Source organism: Methylobacterium sp. M6A4_1b (assembly GCF_053345175.1).
On record NZ_JBKEZQ010000017.1, the window covers coordinates 40,011 to 59,351 of the forward strand.

The 19,341-nt window shown below is 69.4% G+C and carries 20 protein-coding genes; 4 read left to right on the plus strand and 16 right to left on the minus strand.

Annotated elements, in window-relative coordinates; genetic code table 11:
• The first annotated feature begins 25 nt into the window (after nucleotides 1-25).
• Both ACLBWX_RS16335 and ACLBWX_RS16340 read left to right on the plus strand, forming a co-directional pair.
• Nucleotides 26-1,315 (plus strand): PQQ-dependent sugar dehydrogenase, encoded by a 1,290-nt coding sequence (locus tag ACLBWX_RS16335; RefSeq protein ID WP_447678070.1) that lies wholly within the window; start codon nucleotides 26-28, stop codon nucleotides 1,313-1,315.
• On the plus strand, nucleotides 1,312-1,653 hold the full coding sequence (locus ACLBWX_RS16340; RefSeq protein WP_447678071.1) for a c-type cytochrome: 342 nt from the start codon (nucleotides 1,312-1,314) through the stop codon (nucleotides 1,651-1,653). Before ACLBWX_RS16335 ends, ACLBWX_RS16340 begins: the two co-directional genes overlap by 4 nt.
• 123 nt (nucleotides 1,654-1,776) lie before the next feature.
• Here ACLBWX_RS16340 and recA read toward each other — a convergent pair whose 3' ends face one another.
• From recA to ACLBWX_RS16390, 10 genes are all read right to left on the minus strand, one after another.
• Nucleotides 1,777-2,868 carry a recombinase RecA gene (recA, locus tag ACLBWX_RS16345; RefSeq protein WP_447678072.1) on the minus strand — a complete coding sequence of 364 codons (1,092 nt, stop codon included), beginning with the start codon at nucleotides 2,866-2,868 and terminating at the stop codon, nucleotides 1,777-1,779.
• A 145-nt stretch (nucleotides 2,869-3,013) separates the two neighbouring features.
• Nucleotides 3,014-5,692: a cell cycle histidine kinase CckA gene (gene cckA / locus ACLBWX_RS16350; RefSeq protein ID WP_447678073.1), complete on the minus strand. Its 2,679-nt coding sequence runs from the start codon at nucleotides 5,690-5,692 to the stop codon at nucleotides 3,014-3,016.
• 149 nt (nucleotides 5,693-5,841) lie between these two features.
• Nucleotides 5,842-6,909, minus strand: coding sequence for a flagellar biosynthesis protein FlhB (flhB, locus tag ACLBWX_RS16355; protein ID WP_447678074.1), 1,068 nt, complete (start codon nucleotides 6,907-6,909; stop codon nucleotides 5,842-5,844).
• 24 nt (nucleotides 6,910-6,933) lie between these two features.
• Nucleotides 6,934-7,698 (minus strand): flagellar biosynthetic protein FliR, encoded by a 765-nt coding sequence (gene fliR, locus ACLBWX_RS16360; protein ID WP_056470228.1) that lies wholly within the window; start codon nucleotides 7,696-7,698, stop codon nucleotides 6,934-6,936.
• An 18-nt stretch (nucleotides 7,699-7,716) separates the two neighbouring features.
• A complete protein-coding gene (gene fliQ, locus ACLBWX_RS16365) occupies nucleotides 7,717-7,983 on the minus strand; it encodes a flagellar biosynthesis protein FliQ (RefSeq protein WP_056470232.1) in 267 nt (88 codons plus the stop codon).
• Nucleotides 7,984-8,063: 80 nt separating this feature from the next.
• Complete coding sequence (gene fliE / locus ACLBWX_RS16370; RefSeq protein ID WP_056470237.1) at nucleotides 8,064-8,378, minus strand: flagellar hook-basal body complex protein FliE; 315 nt, start codon at nucleotides 8,376-8,378, stop codon at nucleotides 8,064-8,066.
• Nucleotides 8,379-8,411: 33 nt separating this feature from the next.
• Nucleotides 8,412-8,822, minus strand: coding sequence for a flagellar basal body rod protein FlgC (gene flgC, locus ACLBWX_RS16375; RefSeq protein WP_447678075.1), 411 nt, complete (start codon nucleotides 8,820-8,822; stop codon nucleotides 8,412-8,414).
• A 30-nt stretch (nucleotides 8,823-8,852) separates the two neighbouring features.
• Nucleotides 8,853-9,275 carry a flagellar basal body rod protein FlgB gene (gene flgB / locus ACLBWX_RS16380; protein WP_447678076.1) on the minus strand — a complete coding sequence of 141 codons (423 nt, stop codon included), beginning with the start codon at nucleotides 9,273-9,275 and terminating at the stop codon, nucleotides 8,853-8,855.
• A gap of 114 nt (nucleotides 9,276-9,389) precedes the next feature.
• Entirely contained in the window at nucleotides 9,390-9,602 is a 213-nt protein-coding gene (locus ACLBWX_RS16385) for a molecular chaperone-like protein (protein WP_447678077.1), read from the minus strand.
• A gap of 4 nt (nucleotides 9,603-9,606) precedes the next feature.
• Nucleotides 9,607-10,083: a nucleoside deaminase gene (locus ACLBWX_RS16390; RefSeq protein ID WP_447678078.1), complete on the minus strand. Its 477-nt coding sequence runs from the start codon at nucleotides 10,081-10,083 to the stop codon at nucleotides 9,607-9,609.
• A 366-nt stretch (nucleotides 10,084-10,449) separates the two neighbouring features.
• Here ACLBWX_RS16390 and ACLBWX_RS16395 point away from each other — a divergent pair, with 366 nt between their 5' ends.
• Both ACLBWX_RS16395 and fliP read left to right on the plus strand, forming a co-directional pair.
• Nucleotides 10,450-11,874, plus strand: a complete 1,425-nt coding sequence (locus ACLBWX_RS16395) for a hypothetical protein (protein WP_447678079.1) — start codon at nucleotides 10,450-10,452, stop codon at nucleotides 11,872-11,874.
• A 139-nt stretch (nucleotides 11,875-12,013) separates the two neighbouring features.
• Nucleotides 12,014-12,769, plus strand: coding sequence for a flagellar type III secretion system pore protein FliP (gene fliP, locus ACLBWX_RS16400; protein ID WP_447678080.1), 756 nt, complete (start codon nucleotides 12,014-12,016; stop codon nucleotides 12,767-12,769).
• A gap of 82 nt (nucleotides 12,770-12,851) precedes the next feature.
• Here the strand turns inward: fliP and ACLBWX_RS16405 are convergent, their stop codons facing one another.
• From ACLBWX_RS16405 to ACLBWX_RS16430, 6 genes are all read right to left on the minus strand, one after another.
• Entirely contained in the window at nucleotides 12,852-13,025 is a 174-nt protein-coding gene (locus ACLBWX_RS16405) for a DUF3606 domain-containing protein (protein ID WP_447678081.1), read from the minus strand.
• A gap of 191 nt (nucleotides 13,026-13,216) precedes the next feature.
• Nucleotides 13,217-16,567, minus strand: coding sequence for a hypothetical protein (locus tag ACLBWX_RS16410; RefSeq protein ID WP_447678082.1), 3,351 nt, complete (start codon nucleotides 16,565-16,567; stop codon nucleotides 13,217-13,219).
• A 193-nt stretch (nucleotides 16,568-16,760) separates the two neighbouring features.
• On the minus strand, nucleotides 16,761-17,174 hold the full coding sequence (locus tag ACLBWX_RS16415) for a hypothetical protein (RefSeq protein WP_447678083.1): 414 nt from the start codon (nucleotides 17,172-17,174) through the stop codon (nucleotides 16,761-16,763).
• Between the two features lie 38 nt (nucleotides 17,175-17,212).
• Nucleotides 17,213-17,878 (minus strand): invasion associated locus B family protein, encoded by a 666-nt coding sequence (locus tag ACLBWX_RS16420; RefSeq protein WP_447678084.1) that lies wholly within the window; start codon nucleotides 17,876-17,878, stop codon nucleotides 17,213-17,215.
• A 123-nt stretch (nucleotides 17,879-18,001) separates the two neighbouring features.
• A complete protein-coding gene (locus tag ACLBWX_RS16425; RefSeq protein ID WP_447678085.1) occupies nucleotides 18,002-18,820 on the minus strand; it encodes a MotE family protein in 819 nt (272 codons plus the stop codon).
• Entirely contained in the window at nucleotides 18,817-19,332 is a 516-nt protein-coding gene (locus tag ACLBWX_RS16430; RefSeq protein ID WP_447678086.1) for a DUF6468 domain-containing protein, read from the minus strand. The genes ACLBWX_RS16425 and ACLBWX_RS16430 overlap by 4 nt, the downstream gene beginning before the upstream one ends.
• Nucleotides 19,333-19,341: the final 9 nt, after the last annotated feature.

Genomic DNA, 19,341 nt, shown 5'->3' on the forward strand with positions numbered 1-19,341 from the left:
TGCGGGCGGATTCCGGGAGACATCCATGCGATCGGTCCTCACCGTAACGCTGCTGGCCGGTTGTGCCGCGCTGGCGTTCACAGCCAGCGCCCTCGCGCAGGGCGCGGCCCCCGCCGAGACCAAAGCAAAGGCCGACGCCCTCGAGAAGCTCACGGGGATGCAGAGCACCGGCACCGCCGAGGCGCCGGAGATCCCTCAGACCGGCCGCCGCGCCGACGCCCTGCGCAAGACGCTTTCCAAGATCACGCTGCCCGAAGGCTTCAAGATCGATCTCTACGCCGTTGTGCCGGACGCCCGCTCGATCGCGGTCGGGCCCAATGCCGGCGTGCTGTTCGTCGGAACCCGCAAGTCGAAGGTCTACACGGTCACCGACCGCGACAAGGACCGCGTCGCCGACGAGGTCCGGGCCTTCGCGCCCGGCATCGACTTCAAGATCCCCAACGGCGTCTGCTTCTCGAGGGACGGCGTCCTCACCATCGTCGAGCAGAACCGGGTCCTGTCCTTCCCGGCAGCCGAGTTCTTCTACGAGAGCCCCGACGTCGCCGCGGGCGTGCTGGTGAAGCAGGGCGACCTGATCCCGGCCGCCGAAGAGAGCTACAACCACACGGCGCGGATGTGCCGGGTCGGTCCCGACGGCAAGACCTACATCTCCCTCGGGCAGCCCTACAACGTGCCTCCCGCGGCCAAGCGCGACCTCTACGCCAAGACCGGCATCGGCGGCATCGTCCGCATGGATGGCGACGGCAGGAATCGCGAGGTCTACGTGACCGGCATCCGCAACTCGGTGGGCATGGACTTCAACCCTGCCGACAAGGCGCTGTGGTTCACGGACAACCAAGTCGATGGCATGGGCGACGACATCCCGCCGGGGGAGCTGAACCGCATCGCGAAGGCCGGCGAAAACTTCGGCTTTCCGTGGTTCGGCGGCGGCCATGTCCGTACCGTCGAGTACAAGGACGAGACGCCGCCGAAGGACGTGGTCTTCCCACAGGCCGAATTGCCGCCGCACGCGGCCGATCTCGGCATGACCTTCTACAACGGGCGCATGTTCCCGGATTCCTACAAGGGCGGCATCTTCACCGCCGAGCACGGTTCCTGGAACCGGACCCAGCCGCTGGGCGCGCGGATCATGTTCGTACCCGTCGACAAGGATGGCAAGGCCGGCGCACCGAAGCCGTTCGCCGAGGGCTGGCTGACGCAGGACGGTGAGTATCTCGGCCGCCCGACCGACGTCGCGGTGCTCCTCGACGGTTCGCTCCTGGTGGCCGACGACACGGCTGGCGCGATCTATCGCATCTCGTACGAGGGCAAATGAGAGTGATCCGCGCACGTCACATCACGACGCTGCTCTGCCTTCTCGCATCCGCCACGATCCCGGCGGCTGCACAGGCGGGCGACGCCAAGGCTGGACGCAAGGCGGCCATTGCCTGCCAGACCTGCCACGGCCTCGACGGAGTCTCGAAGCTGCCCGAAGCCCCGAACCTTTCGGGTCAGGTCGAGCCCTACCTGGTCAAGGCACTGACGGAATATCGGGACGGCATTCGCCGCAACGAGATCATGAACGTCGTGGCAAAGCCCCTGAGCGACACGGAGATCGCCGATCTGGCCGCCTACTATGCGGGGATCCAAATCGATGTCCTCCCGCCGGGATAGACGGCAGGTCCATTCGACTGAGACGATGGACGCCCGAAACGACGAAGGCCGTCGGGTGCGCCCCGGCGGCCTTCGTCGGTTCCAATCGACCACTTCTCCGCTGCTCGGCGGAGAACGCCTTCCTCAGGCTTCGCCCTCGTCGAGCTCGTCCTCGGTCGGCTTGGCGTTCTCGAGGATCTTTTCGGCGACGAGGCCGGAATTCTGGCGGATCGAGGCTTCGATCTTGCCAGCGATCTCCGGGTTGTCGCGTAGGAAGCCCTTCGAGTTCTCGCGGCCCTGGCCGAGGCGCTGGCTGGCATAAGAGAACCAGGCGCCGGACTTCTCGACGATCCCGGCCTTCACCCCGAGATCGATGAGCTCGCCGACCTTCGAGACGCCTTCGCCGAACATGATGTCGAACTCGACTTGCTTGAAGGGCGGAGCGACCTTGTTCTTGACGACCTTCACGCGAACCTGGTTGCCGATGGCCTCGTCACGATCCTTCAAGGTCGAGATGCGGCGGATGTCGAGGCGCACCGAAGCGTAGAACTTCAGCGCATTGCCGCCGGTGGTGGTCTCGGGGCTGCCGTACATCACGCCGATCTTCATGCGGATCTGGTTGATGAAGATGACCATGCACTTGGAGCGCGAGATCGACCCGGTGAGCTTGCGCAGGGCTTGGCTCATCAGGCGAGCCTGGAGGCCTGGCTGCGAATCACCCATCTCGCCCTCGATCTCGGCCCGCGGCGTCAGGGCCGCCACCGAATCGACCACCAGCACGTCGATCGCACCCGAGCGCACCAGGGTGTCGGTGATCTCCAGAGCCTGCTCGCCGGTATCGGGCTGCGAGATCAGGAGGTCGTCGAGCTGCACCCCGAGCTTGCGCGCGTAGACCGGGTCGAGGGCATGCTCGGCGTCGACGAAGGCGCAGACGCCACCCTTCTTCTGGGCCTCGGCAATGGTGTGCAGGGCGAGGGTGGTCTTGCCCGAGGATTCCGGGCCGTAGATCTCGATGACGCGGCCACGGGGCAGGCCGCCGACGCCGAGAGCGATGTCGAGGCCCAGCGAGCCGGTGGAGACGACCTCGACTTCCGCGACCTTGTCGTTCTTGCCCAGGCGCATGATCGAGCCTTTGCCGAAGGCCCGCTCGATCTGCGACAGCGCGGCGTCGATCGCCTTCGCCTTGTCCTTGTCCACCATCGGGGATTCCACAACTTTCAGCGCGGGCTGGGCCATTCGTCGGCATCCTTATGCATGGGGGAGGAGCAAGGCTCAATGCGCCCCGGTTGCCGATTATGTACCTGTTTTGTTCTCATCGGGCAAGGGTGGCGGGGGAGAATTCGCGCCTCGTCAGCTACGAATTCTCCCCCATCGCCGATGCTCAGCGGGCAATGATCTCCTTCACCGTCTCGACGAGCTGCTTCAAGCTGAAGGGCTTGGGCAGGAAGTTGAAATCCTCGCCGTCGGGAAGGTTCTTGCGGAAGGCGTCCTCCGCGTAGCCGGAGACGAAGATCACCTTGAGGTCGGGGGATTGCTTGCGCAGCTCACGCAGGAGGGTCGGCCCGTCCATCTCGGGCATCACCACGTCCGAGACGACCAGGTCGATGGTCTCGGTGGTCTCGGCGATGATCCGCAGGGCGTCGAGGCCGGAGGCGGCCTCCAGCACCGTATAGCCGCGGGCCGAGAGGGCGCGGCTGTTGACGGCGCGCACGGGGTCCTCGTCCTCCACCAGGAGGATCACGCCCTGGCCGGTATGGTCCGGCGCGGGCTTGCGGGGCGCGGGCTTCTCGCCGTCGGCCCGCGCGCGGTCCGAGGCTCCCTTGAGCCGGCTTGCGGCGATGGCGGCGGTCGTCTGCGACGATGGGGGTGCCAGCGCGATGTCCGTCTCGGGCGCGGGTTCGGCGGCGGGTTCGTGGCGGGGAAAGTAGATCCGGAAGGCGGTGCCTTCCCCCACCGTGGAGCGCACGTCGATGGTGCCGCCGCTCTGCTTGACGATGCCGAACACCGTCGAGAGGCCGAGGCCGGTGCCCTTGCCGATCTCCTTGGTGGTGAAGAACGGCTCGAAGATCTTCTCCATAACGTCGGGCGGGATGCCCTGCCCGGTGTCCAGGACCTCGATCAGCACGTGATCGCCCACCGGCATGCCGACGCGGGTCTCGCTCGGCACGGCCTCGTGCGCGACGTTGGCGGTGCGGATCAGCAGGCGCCCGCCCTCAGGCATCGCGTCGCGGGCGTTGACCGCTAGGTTCACGATGACCTGTTCGAACTGGTTGACGTCGGCCTTGATCGGCCAGATGTCGCGTCCGTGCTTCAGGTCGAGGTCGACGCGCTCGCCGAGCAGGCGCTTGAGCAGCAAGGTGAGGTCGGACAGCGCCTCGCCGACATTCATCACCTCCGGGCGCAGGGTCTGGCGCCGCGAGAAGGCCAGCAGCTGGCGCACCAGGCTCGCGGCCCGGTTGGCGTTCTGCTTGATCTGCATGATGTCCTGGAAGGCCGGATCGGTCGGCCGATGGCTGGCCAGAAGCAGGTCCGAATAGCCGATGATCGCCTGCAGGACATTGTTGAAGTCGTGCGCGATGCCGCCGGCGAGCTGGCCCACCGTGTCCATCTTCTGCGCCTGCGCCACCTGCTGCTCGAGCTGGCGCTGCGCGGTGGTGTCGAGGGCATAGAGGATGACCCGCTCGCGGTCGCTCTGCTCGGCCTCGTCCCGTCCGACCCCGGTCGCCTCGCCGCCCGCCGGGCTCAGCCAGACGCGGGCCGACCGGTTGCCGGGACCCGAGAGGGCGATCTCGATGGGCTCCACCTCGACGAGGCCGGCCGCGGCCTTGCCCAGGGCCGCCTCCAGGCCCGCGCGATCCCGTTCGGCGACGGCGTCCCACATGGTGGGTTCGCCCTGCAGGTCGTTGCGCCCGTCGGGGAGTGCCTGGCGCGGGAGGCCGCCGAACAGGCGGGCGAAGGAGGCGTTGGCGCGGGCGATGTGGCCGCCCTGGTCCAGGGTCGCGATGGCGATCGGACTGTTGTTCAGGAAGCGCGCGAGCCGCACTTCGGCGACGCGCTGGGGTTCGTCGCTCTCGGCGCCGGCGGAGCGGTTGAGCACGAAGGTGCGCGACGGGCCGGGTCGGCCGTCCTGGCCGAAGGCGACGCGATGGTAGAGGCGCGCCGGGAGCGGATGCCCGTTGCGGCGGCGCAGGTCGAGGTCGAAGCGGTCGGTCCGGACCTCGCCCGGCAGGCCCTCGGAGGCGGTGAGGACGTCGGCGCCGGGGGCGATCTCGGGCAGGCGCAGGCCGCCGGAGCCGACTGTGGCGAGGTCGTAGCCGAGCCAGGCCGCCAGGGTCGCGTTCATGTACACGATCGCGCCGGCCGGATCGATCGAGAGGAAGCCTGCGGGGGCGTGGTCGAGGTAGTCGATCGCGTGCTGGAGTTCCTGGAAGACGTTCTCCTGCCGCTCGCGCTCATGGGTGATGTCGCTCACCGTCCACAGGGTCGCGGCGCGCCGGGGCCGTTCGATCGGGCGTACGCTGATGCGGAACCACGCGAAGGCGCGCTCGGCGGTACTGCCGGGCGGCGGCGCCATCCGGATCTCCTCGGCGTGCCCGAGGCCGTCGCGGGAAGCCTGGGCGAGGCGATAGACCGCCTCTGAGACTTCCGGCGAACCGACGAAGACCCGCTCGACCGGTCGCAGGCTGGCGAAGGTCTCGCCGCCTGCGATGCGCAGGTAGGATTCGTTGGCATAGATGAGGCGGCCCCCTTCCTCGACAACGATCGCGCCCTCGGGCGCCGCGTCGACGATCGCCTTGGTGATGTCGTCGCGGGTGGTCTGACCGGCGAACTGGATCGCTCCGATGGCGAGGGCGAAGAGGCAGAACACACCTGCCATGGCGAGGAGCGCCAGGAGGCCGAGGATCAGCGGCTGCGCCTGCTCGCTCGCCACGAAGGACAGGCCGACGGCCGCCCCGACGAGGAGGCCCGCGAGGACGAGAAGGAGCCCGACGCGTCCGGGCCGCTCCGAGCGATCGATCGCGTTCGACGCGGGCTTGCCGTGTCCGCTGAACTCAACCATCCGCCGTCGACCCACCCCTGAAGCCCATCCGGTTAGCGCCCCGCTTCCGCTCGCAGCAAGGGCAAACCGTCGTATGTCGCCGAGAATTCTCACGAAAGAGGGTGCATAAAGCGTGGCGAGCGCAAGCGCCAATCCTCAAGCGCCAATCCTCACGCGGCCCGCCGGCGCAGACGCATGACGTAGCCGATGACCTCGGCCACCGCCCGGTAATGCTCCGCGGGGATCTCCTCGTCGATCTCGACGGTGGCGTGCAGCGCGCGCGCGAGCGGCGGGTTCTCGAGGATCGGGACATCATGGTCCTTGGCCACCGCGCGGATCTTGAGGGCCAGCGAGTCGACGCCCTTGGCCACGCAGACTGGGGCGGCCATGCCGGCCTCGTAGCGCAGGGCCACCGCGTAGTGGGTCGGGTTCGTCACGATGACGGTGGCCGTCGGGACGGCGGCCATCATGCGCTTCTTCACGCGCTGGGCGCGGATCTGCTTCATACGGCCCTTCACCTCTGGGCTGCCCTCGCTTTCCTTGTGCTCCTGCTTCATCTCCTCCTTGGACATGCGCAGGCGCTGGCGCCAGCGGAAGCGCTGGTAGAGGGCGTCGCCGAGAGCGATGGCGATGAAGACCCCGAGCATGCCCGCCATCAGCTTGAGGGCGAGGGTGAGGATCGCGGCGAGGACGGCGGCGGGATCGAGGCGCGCGAACACCTCCATCCGGTCGCGCTCGCCCCACAGGATGGTGCCGGCCACCACGCCGACCATGCCGAGCTTGGCGAGCCCTTTCAGAAACTGGAACAGCGCTTCCATCCCGAAGACACGCTTCACGCCGGCCATCGGCGAGACCCGGTCCCACTTGGGCCCCAGGGCCTCGGTGCTGAAGACGAAGGGGTGCTGGATCAGGCCGGCGGCGAGACCGGCCACAACGACGAGGCCGATCGGCACCGCCAGCGCCTGGGCGCAGATGATGAGCGTGCGGATGCCCATCTCGGTATAGGCCGCCGGGTCCGACGGGACCATGTGGGCGTTCATCAGGAACCCGCGCAGGCTCGCCACGAGGTTCTGGGCGATCATGCCCGAGGCCATGAGCAGGGCCATGGTGAAGGCGGCCAGGATGAAGAAGGTATTGATCTCGGGGCTGTTGGGAACGTTGCCCTGCTCGATCGCCTTCTCGATCCGCCGTGGAGTCGGGTCTTCGGTCTTGTCTTCCGGATCGGAATCGTCCGCCAACCGCTCAGGCCTCCGCGGTGCGGCTCAACGCCCGGCGAGATCCGCCAGGTAGCGCCCGATATCGTCGAGAAAGACGCCCATCATGACGCCGAGGCTGCCCAGCAGCAGCACCATGCCGATCAGAACCGAGGCCGGGACGGCCACGAAGAACACCTGCATCTGCGGCATGAGCCGCGCCAGGACGCCGAGCCCGACGTTGAAGAGGATGCCGAAGGCGATGAACGGGGCCGAGATCTGGACCCCGAGGGAGAACCCGCGGGCGATGGCCTTCAGTGCGAGGCTCGCCGCTTCGCCCATGCCCGGCACGCCGTCCGGCGGGATCAGGACGTAGCTGCGCCCGATCGCCCCGAGGGCGACGTGATGGAGGTCGGTGGCCACGATGAGGGTGACGCCGAGAAGCGCCAGGAAATTGCCGATCGCCGTCTGCTGTCCGCCCTGCGTCGGGTCCACCGTCATCGCGTAGGACAGACCGAGCTGCTGCGAGACGATCATGCCGGCGGTCTGAAGGGCGGCGAGCACCATCCGCACGGTGAGGCCGAGCACCAGGCCGACCAGCAACTCGCCGATGAGCAGCGCGATCAGGCCGGGTCCCGCGATGGCGCCGCCCTGCATCGGCAGGAGCGGCCGCACAGTGGGGAACAGGATCAGCGAGAGGAGCAGCGCGAAGGCGAGCCGCAGCCGCGGCGAGACCAACTGCTCGCCAACCCCCGGCATCAGCATCACCAGGGTGCCGATCCGCGCGAAGGTGAGGAGGAAGGCCGCCGCGATGCCCGGCAGGAGGAGATTCATGCCCCTTCATAGCAGGCTTCAGCCGCCGGACACGATGCGCGCCGCGATCCGGGTCATGTAGCTGCCCAGCGCATCGCCCATGAAGGGCAGCATGAGCAGCAAGGTCGCGAACACGGCCACGATCTTGGGAACGTAGATGAGCGTCTGCTCCTGGATCTGCGTCAGGGCCTGGAACAGAGAGACCACGAGGCCGACCACGAGGGCGACCAGCATGATCGGGCCCGCCACCTTGAGGAAGACGAAGATGCCGTCGCGGGCGACGTCGATGATGGCGAGACCGGTCATGAGGGGATATCATCTCGCGTCAGGGCGGAAGTGTTCGAAGAGCAGAGCCGGGTGCCCCGCCGAAGCGAGGCGACGATGGGCTAGATCTGCATCCGCATGATTTCTTCGTAGGCGGAGATCACCCGGTCGCGGACGGCGACGAGGGTCTGGAGCGCCGTCTCGCTCTCGGCCACGGCCGTCACCACGTCGACCACGTTCGCCTTGCCGCCGGCCACCGCAAGCGCCTGACTGTCGGCCTTGCGCCCTGCCTCGCCGACGTTGTCCAGGGTCGATGTCAGAAGCGAGGTGAAGTTCGAGCCGGAGGCACCGGTGGCCGGCGCGATCTTCGGCGCACCCTTTGCGCCGATGTTCTGAATCGCCGCGTAGGCGCCGGCGGCGAAGGCGTTGGTGGTCATGGCGGCGGACTTTCAGGCGGGTCGGAAGCGGGGTCAGGCCTTGAGGATCTCGAGGGTCTTGGCGACCATGCGGCGGGTCGCCGTGACCATGTTGAGGTTGGCCTCGTAGGAGCGCTGGGCCTCGCGCATGTCCATGTTCTCGATCAGGCCGTTGACGTTGGGCATGGCCACCTCGCCCTTGGCGTTGGCGCTCGGATTGCCCGGGTCGTATTTGGTCCGGAACGGCGAGGTATCGCGGCGCACCCGGCCCGTCTCGATCAGCGACGCGCCCGTCTCCCGGTCCACCTGCAGGGTGAAGGTCGGGATCTTACGCCGGTAGGGTTGGCCGCCGACCGAGGTGGGCGCCGAATCCGCGTTGGCGATGTTCTCGGCGATGATCCGCATCCGGCTCGACTGGGCCTTGAGACCCGAGGCGGCGGTGGTGAGGGATTTCAGGAAGTCCATGGCGCGCTCCGTGAGACGATGGATGGCCGCTCAGCGCTTGCCGATGGCGATTTTGATGGTCTCGAGGCTCTTCTGATAGAGCGAGGCGGCCATCTGGTAGTCCGCCTGGTTGTCGCCGGCCTTCATCATCTCCTCCTCGAGGTTGACCCCGTTGCCGCTGGGGCGGATCTCGAAGCCCTTCACGCGGCGCGGATCGGCGCCGGGGCCGTCCGGGCCTCCGCCCGGCGCGATGTGAGACGCATTGGTGACCGCCAGGCTGCTGCTCGTGGTGGCCGCCGAGGGCTGCGCCAGAACGGGGCCGGAACGCCCGAGGTCCGGACTCGCGAGGTCCCGCGGCTTGAAGCCGGGCAAGTCGGCGTTGGCGACGTTCTCGGCCAGCAGCTTCTGGCGGGTCTGGTGCCACTGCATGCGGGTGCGCAGCATGCCGAGGATGGGCAGGTCGGTGACGGACATGGGCTGGACCCTCGCCTCACCCGGAAGAATCTGCCCGGTGGGACCGGCAAAATCTGCCGCCCCCATGGTTAACGCCCGGTTAAATCATCGGACGCGTCTGCCAAGAGGGGAGTCTCAGGGAGTCCGCTGGGTCGGCTGTTTCGCCTGCGGGCATTCCGGCGGAGCCGGCCCGCTCGGATTGAGGGGGGCGCAGGCGGGCATGCCGGCGGTCCGCGCATCCTCGCTCGGATGGCGCAGGGCGCCTCGGCTCCAGAGGAGCCCCATGGTGACGGCCGCCGCGATGAACAGGGCGCCTGCGAGGAACGGGATCCAGCGCGGAACGGTCATCGCCTCAGCCTTTCTCGGATGAGCCCTGCCGGCTTTGCCAGAGCACGTAAGGATGATCGTCGATAGCGACGGGTCGATGCTCCACGCGCATCGGCTGCTCGCTCGGGGGCTGGCAGAGTTCGGCGTAGATCCCGGCGCCGAGGAGGCCGTAGCGTTCGCCCTCCTCGGCGCTGTAGGCGAAGTAGGCCCGCGTGATCCCGGCGAGGCGCATGGCCGCGTGGCACATCGGGCAGGGACGCCCGCTGGCGTAGACGATGCAGTCGTCGAGCTTGGTGCGGCCGAGATGTCGGCTCACCTCCCGGATCGCCACCATCTCGGCATGGTCGGTCGGGTCGTTGGTGACAGCCGTGGTGTTGACGGCCCGCGACAGCACTACACCGTCGCGCACGATCACCGCGCCGTAGGGACGCCCGCCCCGGAGAACGTTGTCCCGGGCCAGCGCGACCGCGTCGCGCAGGTGTGCCTGATGCTGGTCTTCCACTGGTTCCACCTCGACCCGGAACGGCTACGGCATTGCTCCAACGCGTTGGGAACGCCGGCGGGTCCCGTTTCGAGACGGCTCAGGCCCGAGGCCTTGATCTGCCGCTAACCGCGGCCGCCGCACTGTCGCTCCAGGCCGCGTTGCGTATCGGCTCCGTCGTGGAAACACGGCACGCCCCGCCGTCTCGATCTCGAGCGGCGGGGCACCACACGACCCCTAAATCTCGCCGGCCATTGCCGAACCCCGTTCGGACAAAGGAGCTGTTAACGAAGTCTTAACGGAGTTGCCCGCGCTGGCGCCGGACATGATAGTGGGTGCTTGAGTGTTGCGTCGGGCCACGAGCCCCAAAAGCGAGAGACCCCGGTCTTGTCATCGTTCTTCAGCTCGGATGGCTCTTTTCCCCTCCAGTTCGCCATCATCTTCGTCGTCATCTTTCTCGTCCTCGCGGCCGGTGTCTTCCTGATCCGGCGCTTCGGCGGGAAGGGTTCACCTCTCTCCGGCAAAAACACCCCCCGGGGCCGTCAGCCACGGCTCGGCATCGTCGACATCTACGAGCTCGACCGCCAGCGTCAGCTGATCCTCCTGCGCCGCGACAACGTCGAGCACCTGCTGCTTGTCGGCGGCCCCAATGACGTCGTGATCGAGCGCAACATCCTGCGCGGCATGAGCGCCCGCCTGGCGGCGGAGGAAACCCCCTTCGACGAGGCGCCCGAGCCGGTACTGAACCCGATGCCGGAGCCGCCGGTGACCCAGCAGGCGCCGCTACCGAGTCTGGCACCGGTGCCCCCCCCCGTCCCGCCCTACCGCGAGCCGTCCTTCGAGATGCCGGTAACGGTTGCGCCCGGCATCGAGGTCGCGTCGCAGCCGCCCGAGGTCGCGCGCGGACGCGGGGCGGTCCCCGAGCCCGGCCCAAGCCTCACCGTTTCGGATCCGGCGGTTCCACCCCGGCCGCGCGATTCCCAGCTCGCGCGCGTCATCCGCCGGACCCCACCCACCTTGGCGAACCTCGTTCCGGCCGCGATCGCGGAGCGAGTCGGCCTGGCGGAGCGGGGATCCGAGGCTGAGCCCGCGCCCGCCCGCGACGCGCAGAGTTCCGCCGCGCCGCCGCCCGTCGTTCCGGCACCGGCGGCCCGCGCGATCGATGCCGCGATCCTGTCCGACATGGCGCGCCAGCTCGAGGAGGCCCTGCGCCGTCCGTCCGCGGCTGTCCGCCCGGCCGCTACGGATCAGTCCGCGCCGGGCGAGCCGGACCGGCCTCCCGCGGCACCTCAGTCCCCCGGACGGGTCGAGTCTCAGCCGCAACCCGAGCCGACCCGCGAAACGCTCGCGGGGCCACCCGGCATCGATCCGATGGCGGCCGCGATGGCCGCCACGGCGCAGGCGCCGGCCTTCGAAGAGCGGGCAGTCGAACCCGAGCCAGCCACGGACGATGCGCTGTTCGCCGAACACCCCGAGATCCGGGATCTCGACGTCGCGTCGGCAGAGCCGCCGGTTCTTCAGGCATCCGCCCCGGCTCAGCCGCCGCCCATTTTTCGTGCTTCAATGGCGGATGCGGCGAAAGCCGAGGCGATCGCGCCGCCCGAGGTACCGCCGGCAACCATAGAGGCGCCGCCAGCCATTATCGAGGCGCCGCCAGCCTTCATCGAGCAGCGGCCCGCCGCGGCGCCGACCCAGCCGCCTTCCCCGCCGGCACCCGCCAAGGCTCCGGCCACTCCCAATCCCTTCTCCGTGGAGGAAATCGAGGCGGAGTTCGCCCGCCTCCTCGGCCGTCCCCTCGATCGTAAGCAGTAGGTCGGCATCGGCGGGCCGGGACCCACCCGGGTGTTGCGACCGAACGAAGCCCATTCTCGGGTTCGTTCGGGGATGCGCGCTGGGCCGCGGATGATATGAGGGGCCGCGGCCGCGTCGGGCTGCATCGTCCGGAGCCGGTATGTCCGAACCCCGCCCCTCGCTGCAAAGACGGCTGCGCCTGCCCATTCTCGTCGGTTTTGCGCTGGCCTGCATGACGGCGGCGGTACGGGCTCAGAGCCTTTCGGTCGATCTCGGCACGGGTGGAGTGACCGAGCGGGCACTGCAACTCGTCGCGCTTCTCACCGTCCTGGCCCTGGCGCCGTCGGTGCTGGTGATGGCCACCTCTTTCACCCGGATCGTCGTGGTACTGTCGATCCTGCGCTCGGCTCTGGGCACCCAGAGCGCGCCGCCGAATGCCGTGGTCACGAGCCTCGCGCTGTTCCTCACCGCCTTCGTCATGGCGCCGGTGGGACGGGAGGCCTACCGCAACGGCATCGAGCCGCTGATCGCCGGGCAAATCACCCAGAGCGTCGCCTTCGGGCGGGCCTCGGCACCGTTCAAGACCTTCATGCTGAAGAACGTGCGCGAGAAGGATCTCAAGCTCTTCCTCGACATGGCTAAGGCCCCGGTGCCGGCCGGACCCGAAGCCGTCGGCCTGGAGGTGGTGACACCGGCCTTCATGATTTCCGAGCTGCGGCGCGCCTTCGAAATCGGCTTCCTGCTGTTCATTCCCTTCCTGATCATCGATCTCGTGGTCGCCTCGATTCTGATGGCCGTCGGCATGATGATGGTGCCGCCCGCTACCGTCGCCCTGCCGTTCAAGCTGATCTTCTTCGTTCTCGTGGACGGCTGGACCCTGGTGGCGGGCTCTCTCGTGCAGAGCTACGGCACCTGAGCGGCAGCACGGAGGGCGAGCGCGCAGAAGAAAGGGCGCCCGAAAGCGCCCTTCACCGCGTTCCGCTGGACGTGAGGAGCGATCAGCGCCCGAGGTAGCTCTTGAGGGTCGAGATGCGGTTGCCGACGAGGCGGACCGCGCGCTTCAGGCGGTCTTCCGACACGCCGAGGCGTGTGGCCATCGCGGTCCGCTGCTGACTGTCGAAGATGTCGAGGTGGGTCTTGCCGGGCTTGGTGTCGAGCGGTTCCGTGAGCATGGGGAGGCCTCTGCTGTGCCGGCTGGAACGTGCGCCGCACGGGTGATAGCGATTGAAGGCAGAACGTGGCGCAGGCGCGTTTGTTGCGCTCGCACGAACAGAATTCGCCGAATCGCATCAAGCTTTTACGCCGCATCGCGCACCCGGACCCGAAACGCTCGGCCGGCGCCTTCGAACGGCGTCGGCGCGGTTCAGCCGGGCGGTGTCGCCGGGGCCTGCGCGTCGGCACGCGCATCCGCTTCGCGCTTGTCGGGAGCCGGAACGGCGCTCTCGGGATAGCGCTTGCGGTACTCCGAGAGGAACGCCTGGAGGGTCTGGGCGCTGGTGGCCTTCTGCGCGATCTCGCGGAAGCCGGCGGTGCGGGCGGCGTTGGCTTGGCTGAGGAGCGCGAAGGTTCGGGCATCGACGCTCTCGGCCATCGGACCCGCGAACTTCGCACGCAGGCGCTCCAGGTTCAGGGTCTCGCTGGCGAGCCCGTAAGCGATCGCCGCACGCAGCACGTCCGTTCGGGCGGCGTCGTCGAGGGGTGCGCGCCGGCGCCAGGCATCGCCGACCAGCGCCTCGTGAGCTTCCCCTGCCTCGCGCCAGCGCCGCCCGGTCCACAGGATGTCGGCGCGAAGGCGATCGGCATCGGCCCCGGTCTCGCCCTCGATGGTCTCCAGGGCGAGGTCGGTGCGCGACAGGTCGGACAGGGCGCGTGCCCGCAGCAGCGCCCGTGCGCGGCGAAGGTCCTCCGGCAGTTCAGGCAGATAGGTGACATCGAGCGTCTGGAGGGCCTGGAGCGGCTTCTCGTCCATGAGGCGGATCGCGGCGAGCCGCGCCGCGACGCCTGCGCGGCTCGCGCCGGTCAGGCGATGATCGACCTGATGCTGGAGCAGTTCGCCGGCCGAATCGAGGAGATCGAGTTCGACGAGCCGGTCGGACAGGCGCCGGACGATCTCGTCGCCGCGCCGGCCCAGGGGGGCGAAGTCCTTGAAGTCGAAGTACATCGCCAAGGCTTCGACCCCCGGCACCTTGAGGCTGCGCTCGCCGAGATAAAGGTCGTCGAAGAGCGCTTGCGCCATGTCGTGCACCTCGCGCACGAGCGGCGTATCCGTCCCGAGGGCATCGGCGCGGCGTGCGGTGAGGAGCGCCTGACGCCAGCGCCCCGCCTCCATGTAGAGCTTGGCGAGGCCGGCGATCGTCCGTGGCTCGATGTCGCCGCCGTGCCAGGCCAGGGCCAGCCGCTCGAGGCGCTCGATGGCGTCCGCCGTCGGGATCTTGCCGGCGGCGTGACCGAGCAGGGTGGCGCGCAGGCGCGCCGCGGCGGCGACGTCCGCCTCGCTGCTTTCGCCGAGGCGCTCATAGGCATCGAGGGCGGCCACGGTCTGACCCGTGACCTCGTCGATCCGCGCCCGCAGCAGCGAGAGGTGTTCCTGGGTCGGCCGGTCGGCGACTCGGGCGGCCGCGATGATCTGGCGGCTGGCCGAATCCCAGTCGCCGGTCTCGATCGCCGCCTCGGCCGCCGCGGTGCGCAGGAGAGCCTGGAGATCGTTCGGGTAGCGCTCGAGTACGCTCGCCGTGGCGCGGAACGCGCTGTCGGCCGTGCTCCAGCGGCTTTCGAGGGCCTCGGCGTAGCCCTGCCACAGGCGTGCCTCGGGATCGTTCTTGAGGATGTCGACCGCAAGACCCGCACGCACGTCGCCGGTGCGTCCCATCAGGGCGTTGCCGATCACGGTCAGCATCGGAATGTCGCGCTGGCCGGCCAGGACCGGATCGTCGGCATAGGTACTCTTCAGGACGCCGAGTGCTTCCAGAGACAGCCGATTGGCGAGCATGGTCCGGGCCAGGACCAGCCTGAGGAGGCCGCGCGAGGCACGCGGCGCCTCGGCGGCCGCCTGCAGCTGGTCCCGCATCAACTCGCGAACGTCGCCCCGCTGCGAAGCTTCCCAGGGCCCCCGGTCGACGGCGAGATCGCCGAGCGTCGTGAGGGGGACCTCGGCCGGGCGCGCCACGCCGGAGACCGCCATGCCCCCTTCGCGACCGATCGCGACCCCGTCGAGATCCGGCCGTACGAGGAGGTCGTCGGCCTGCGCCAGGACCGCGACGCCCTGGCGGCTCGGCAGCAGTTCGAAATCGACGAAGGCCTGTCGTTTCGGGATGCCGGCCGGCTTCGGGCCGCGACCGGTGACGACGGCGATGCGCTCCCCGTCCAGCTTGAGCCAGGTTGCGGCGCCGGGGTTCGGAAGGCGTACGCCGATGCCGATCCGACCCGCCGGATCGGTGACGCGGATCGCCGCGAGGGTCTCGCTGGCGGCCAGGTTCTCGCCGGCGACCAGTTCCCACCCGGTCGGCGCCTCCGCCGGGCCGACGGGCACGAGGTCGAACAGGCGGTCGCGCGGGACGGGGAAGCGCAAGGTCACGACGCGCCCGGTCCGCTGAGGCGCGCCGAGGGGCGCCAGAATCGGATCGCCGGGCGCAGCCACGACGTCTTCCGCGGTCTCGAAAACGAGGTTCGCGATGCCGGCCCGCTCGAACAGGGCGGCCGGAGTCAGGGTCTTGAACGGAAAGACGAGGCCCGGACCGCTCGGGCGCGGGACCGACACCGCAGCGGAGGCCGTCGGACGGTTCTCAGCGGGTTCCGAGCTCCGGCCCGGCATTCGCGCCGCAGACTTCTCGGGCCTGGCTTCCGCTGTCTTGGCTTCCGCTGTCTTGACCTCGTCGAGCTTGCTCTCGAAGACCTTGGCCTCGCCGGCCGGCATCGCCCCCTCCCCGGCCTTCGCGTCCGGTGCCGAGGCGGACTTCGGCTTCTCTCCCGGTTTGCGGACGACGTCGAGGGTCGCCCCGTCCTCGTCGTGGAAGGTCCGGATCTCGTAGCCGGCGGCAGGGGTGACGAGGAGGCGGGCGCCGGTCTCGTCGCCCTCCACCGCCAGGGCTTCGATCGCCGGCTTCAGGCGCCCGCGGGTGGCGACATCGTCGATCCGCCAAGCGCCGGGAATGGCGAGGCGGGTGGCGGGGCCGACGGCACCGAATTGCGGTGCGGCGGATGCCGGCGCCCGCAGGCTGAGGCGTGTAAGGGTCGGAAGGTGTGCGAGTTCCAGCCGCAGGGTCTTCGGCTCGGCGGGCGGCTTTGCAGCGCGCAGCGCCGCTTCCGCCGCCTGGGTACGCCGAAACAGCTCGGCCACCACCTCGGGCGGCATAGCCGGGGGCAACCCGTTCCAATCCTGAGGCAGGAGGTCGACGAACACCGTCTCACCGGCTTCCTGGACGTTGACGCGGTAGGGACGCTGCAGGGCAAGGCGCAGACCGAGGCCGTCGGGATCGCGGCGGACGGCGGAGACGTAGTCCGGCATCTCCGCAGCGATCCGCTCTGGGCCGGCGTTCGCCTTCTCCGAGAAGCCGAGGACGAGGACGGACCCGGAAACCCGCGCCTTGACCGAAACCGGGCCGTCGAAGGTCAGGACGAGGCGACCGTAGCGCTCGATCTGCGCGCCCTTGATCGCCGTCAGGCGCGCGGCGATCGCGCCCGAGCCCCCACACAGGGTCACGGCGACGATCGACATCGCGGCGAGGCCAGCCCGAAGCCGACGCCGTCGTGTCGGAATTCCGGCACCGAGAGCCATCACAGGATACGCCAAACCCATGGGACGGACCCGCTCGCATCCGAACCGGTTCGCCTTACGCCGCACTGTCCGGGCAGTCTCGCCCGTCGAGGCTAACGGGCGCTTAAGACGCAGTGCGGCTTTGTCCCGACCGCTAACGTTTCGCGATCAGACCAGGGATCGTCCGGCCGGCCTCTCCGAAATTCTCGGCGGCGCGGGCACAGTTGGCTGGAACGTCCTTGCCGTAGATCTCCGTATAGGCCTGGCTGCGGAGCTTCAGGTCGCCTTGCGCGAGATCGTCCGGCGCGACACCGAGGCCGGAGACGACGGCGTTCAAGCGCTCGGTGTTCGGCTTGAGATCCGGGCAGGACGTCTCCACGAAGGCGAGCAGGCCGGCGAGCTTGGCCGCGCTGTTCTTCTGGCGCTCGGCCCTGGCCTCGGCCGCCGACGGCGGGGGGCCGGGCGGCTTCTCCGGAGGCTGCTCCTCCTGGGCACGCGCGGAGTGCGCCAGCAATCCGCCCAGCAGCAGGGCGCTCAGGCTTCGGGTCAGCAGGACCGATCTCTTCACGGGTACGCTCCTCGGGTTCGGCCCTGACACGGCCCGCTTCAGTTCGTCAGGGCGACGGCGCGGGCCAGCGCATTGGCGAAACCTTCGAGCGGAATCGTGATGGTGACCGGGTCCTTGGCCTCCGGCTTGATCCCGGACACCAGCAGGTTCTTGGCGGTCTTCATCGTGTCGGTCGCCAGGGTGGGCAGGCTGATCGGGACGAGACATCCCTCCTGGCTGCAGGACAGATAGGGCGCGCCCTTGCCGAGTACGGCCTCGTCGAGCTTGAACGAGATGCCGGGCTCGATCGCGAGGCCGAGCGGCATCAGGATGAAGCCTTGAGCCCGACCGTCGCTCGGCGGCCGGATCTCGAGGGCGAATTCCCGCCGGCCCTTGGCGCCCTGGGCCTGCATGATCGCACATTCCGCCTTTGCGTCGGGCTTGGCCTCCCGTGCGCAGGTCATGGTCCAGTCGCCATAGACCTCGCTCAGGGAGGTCGCGCCCGCGGGCCAGCTGGCGACGGGCGCCGGTGTCGCGGCAGCCGTCGGGGTGGGCGCCGGGGGCTTGGCGGGCGTCGGCTTCGGCGGCGGAGGCTTGCGCGGCTTCGGCTTGGTCGGCGCCTCGGCGGCCTCCGGCACTTCGGCGTCCTGCGCGCGGGCGGGGGCCGTCGCGAGAAGTGCGAGGCCCATGACGGCGAGGAAACGAATCAGGCTGGTGGACGGCACGTGCTTGGCTCCCAGAACCCGCCTGGCGGGGACCTGACCCGCCCGGGATGCCTGCCCCTAGTCGGGTGCGGCCGAACGCGCAATGGACGCTCGCACAACCCGGTGGACGAGCGCCTGCGGAGCTCAGCGCCGCGGCGGGGCCTGCATCGGTGCGTCGATCGCCGGCAATTCATTGGGACCGAGCCCGGCCGCGACCGTCGCGGCCGGGCCGCCGCCTTGCCCACGGGCCCGGTTGGCCAGGGCCACGGTGAGCTTCTCGGCGGGTTCCGACTGCATGAGGGCCAGCACCTCGGCCATCTTGCGGGGGTTCATCGCCAGGACGATGGGCACCAGCACGTCGAGGCTCAGCCGGTCGAACACCCGCGCGGCGTCCTTCGGCTTCATCGTCTCGTACATCGTGACGATGTTCTTCAGGGCCGCTCGCTCGGCTTCCGCGCGCTGCGAGCCGCTGCCGTCGGCCTTTTCCTCCCCCTGCTTGAGGGTGTCGACGCCCTCCTCCAGCTTGCGCTCCGCAGTGCCGAGAAGCTGCTCGCGCAGGTCCAGGGCATCGCTGCGCTGCTTCAGGGTATCCCGCCGCGCGGCCAGTCGCTCCAGGATCGCGCGCTCGGAGGCCGGCATCGGCTCCGGGGGCGGCGGCGGACGGGGAGCCGGCTTCTCGGGCTCTTGTGGCGGTTTCTCCGGCTCCTTCGGGGTCACCGAGCCGGTGGTGGAGGGATCGGCGGGCTCGTAGTTCGTACGGGCCTTGGCGAGGACGCGTGCGAATTCGGGCAGCGGCGCGGTGAGATCCGGCTTGGACTCCTCGACCGCGATTGCCGCGACCTTCAGCACCAGAAGCCCGGCGGCCGCGAGGGTCACGGCATCGATCAGGCGCAGCTTCAGCGGCCGCGTCTGACGGAACCGGACGAGGCTGTTGGATCGCTTGGCGGGCGCCGGCTTCGTCACGCCGCTTTGCTCCGCAGCCGGCCGAGGGCGCGCTCGGACATGGCGAGGGCGGCCGCGGCCGCGACCCCGAGGCGCTCGCCGTTGGGGCTGGGCGGCGCGACGCGGACGGGCGGAACCACGCGCTCGAGATCGCGCGGTTCCTGAACCGGCGCCGGGCTCGCGGTCCGCGCGACCTCGCGGGCCGGGGCGGCCTGAGCGACGATGGAGGCGATGCGGGCGATCACCGTCTCGCCGGCCGCCACGTGGGCGGCGAGATCCGTGGCGTAGCGCTCGGCCGTACCGAGGCGGTCGGCCAGGGTCCGGTCACACTCGTCGAGGGTCGCGCGCAGTCCGACGATGGCCCGCTCTGCGGTCGAGCTCGCCATGACGAGGTCGCCGATGGTCTGGCGCAGGGCCGCCTCGTCGGCCTTGAGCTTGGTGATGCGTCCGCTCAGGCGCAGCGAGGAGACGATGCTGGCGACCAGGAGGACGGCGACGAGGCCGTCGGCGAGGAGGGTGACGAGGAGGCTCATGGCTGGTCG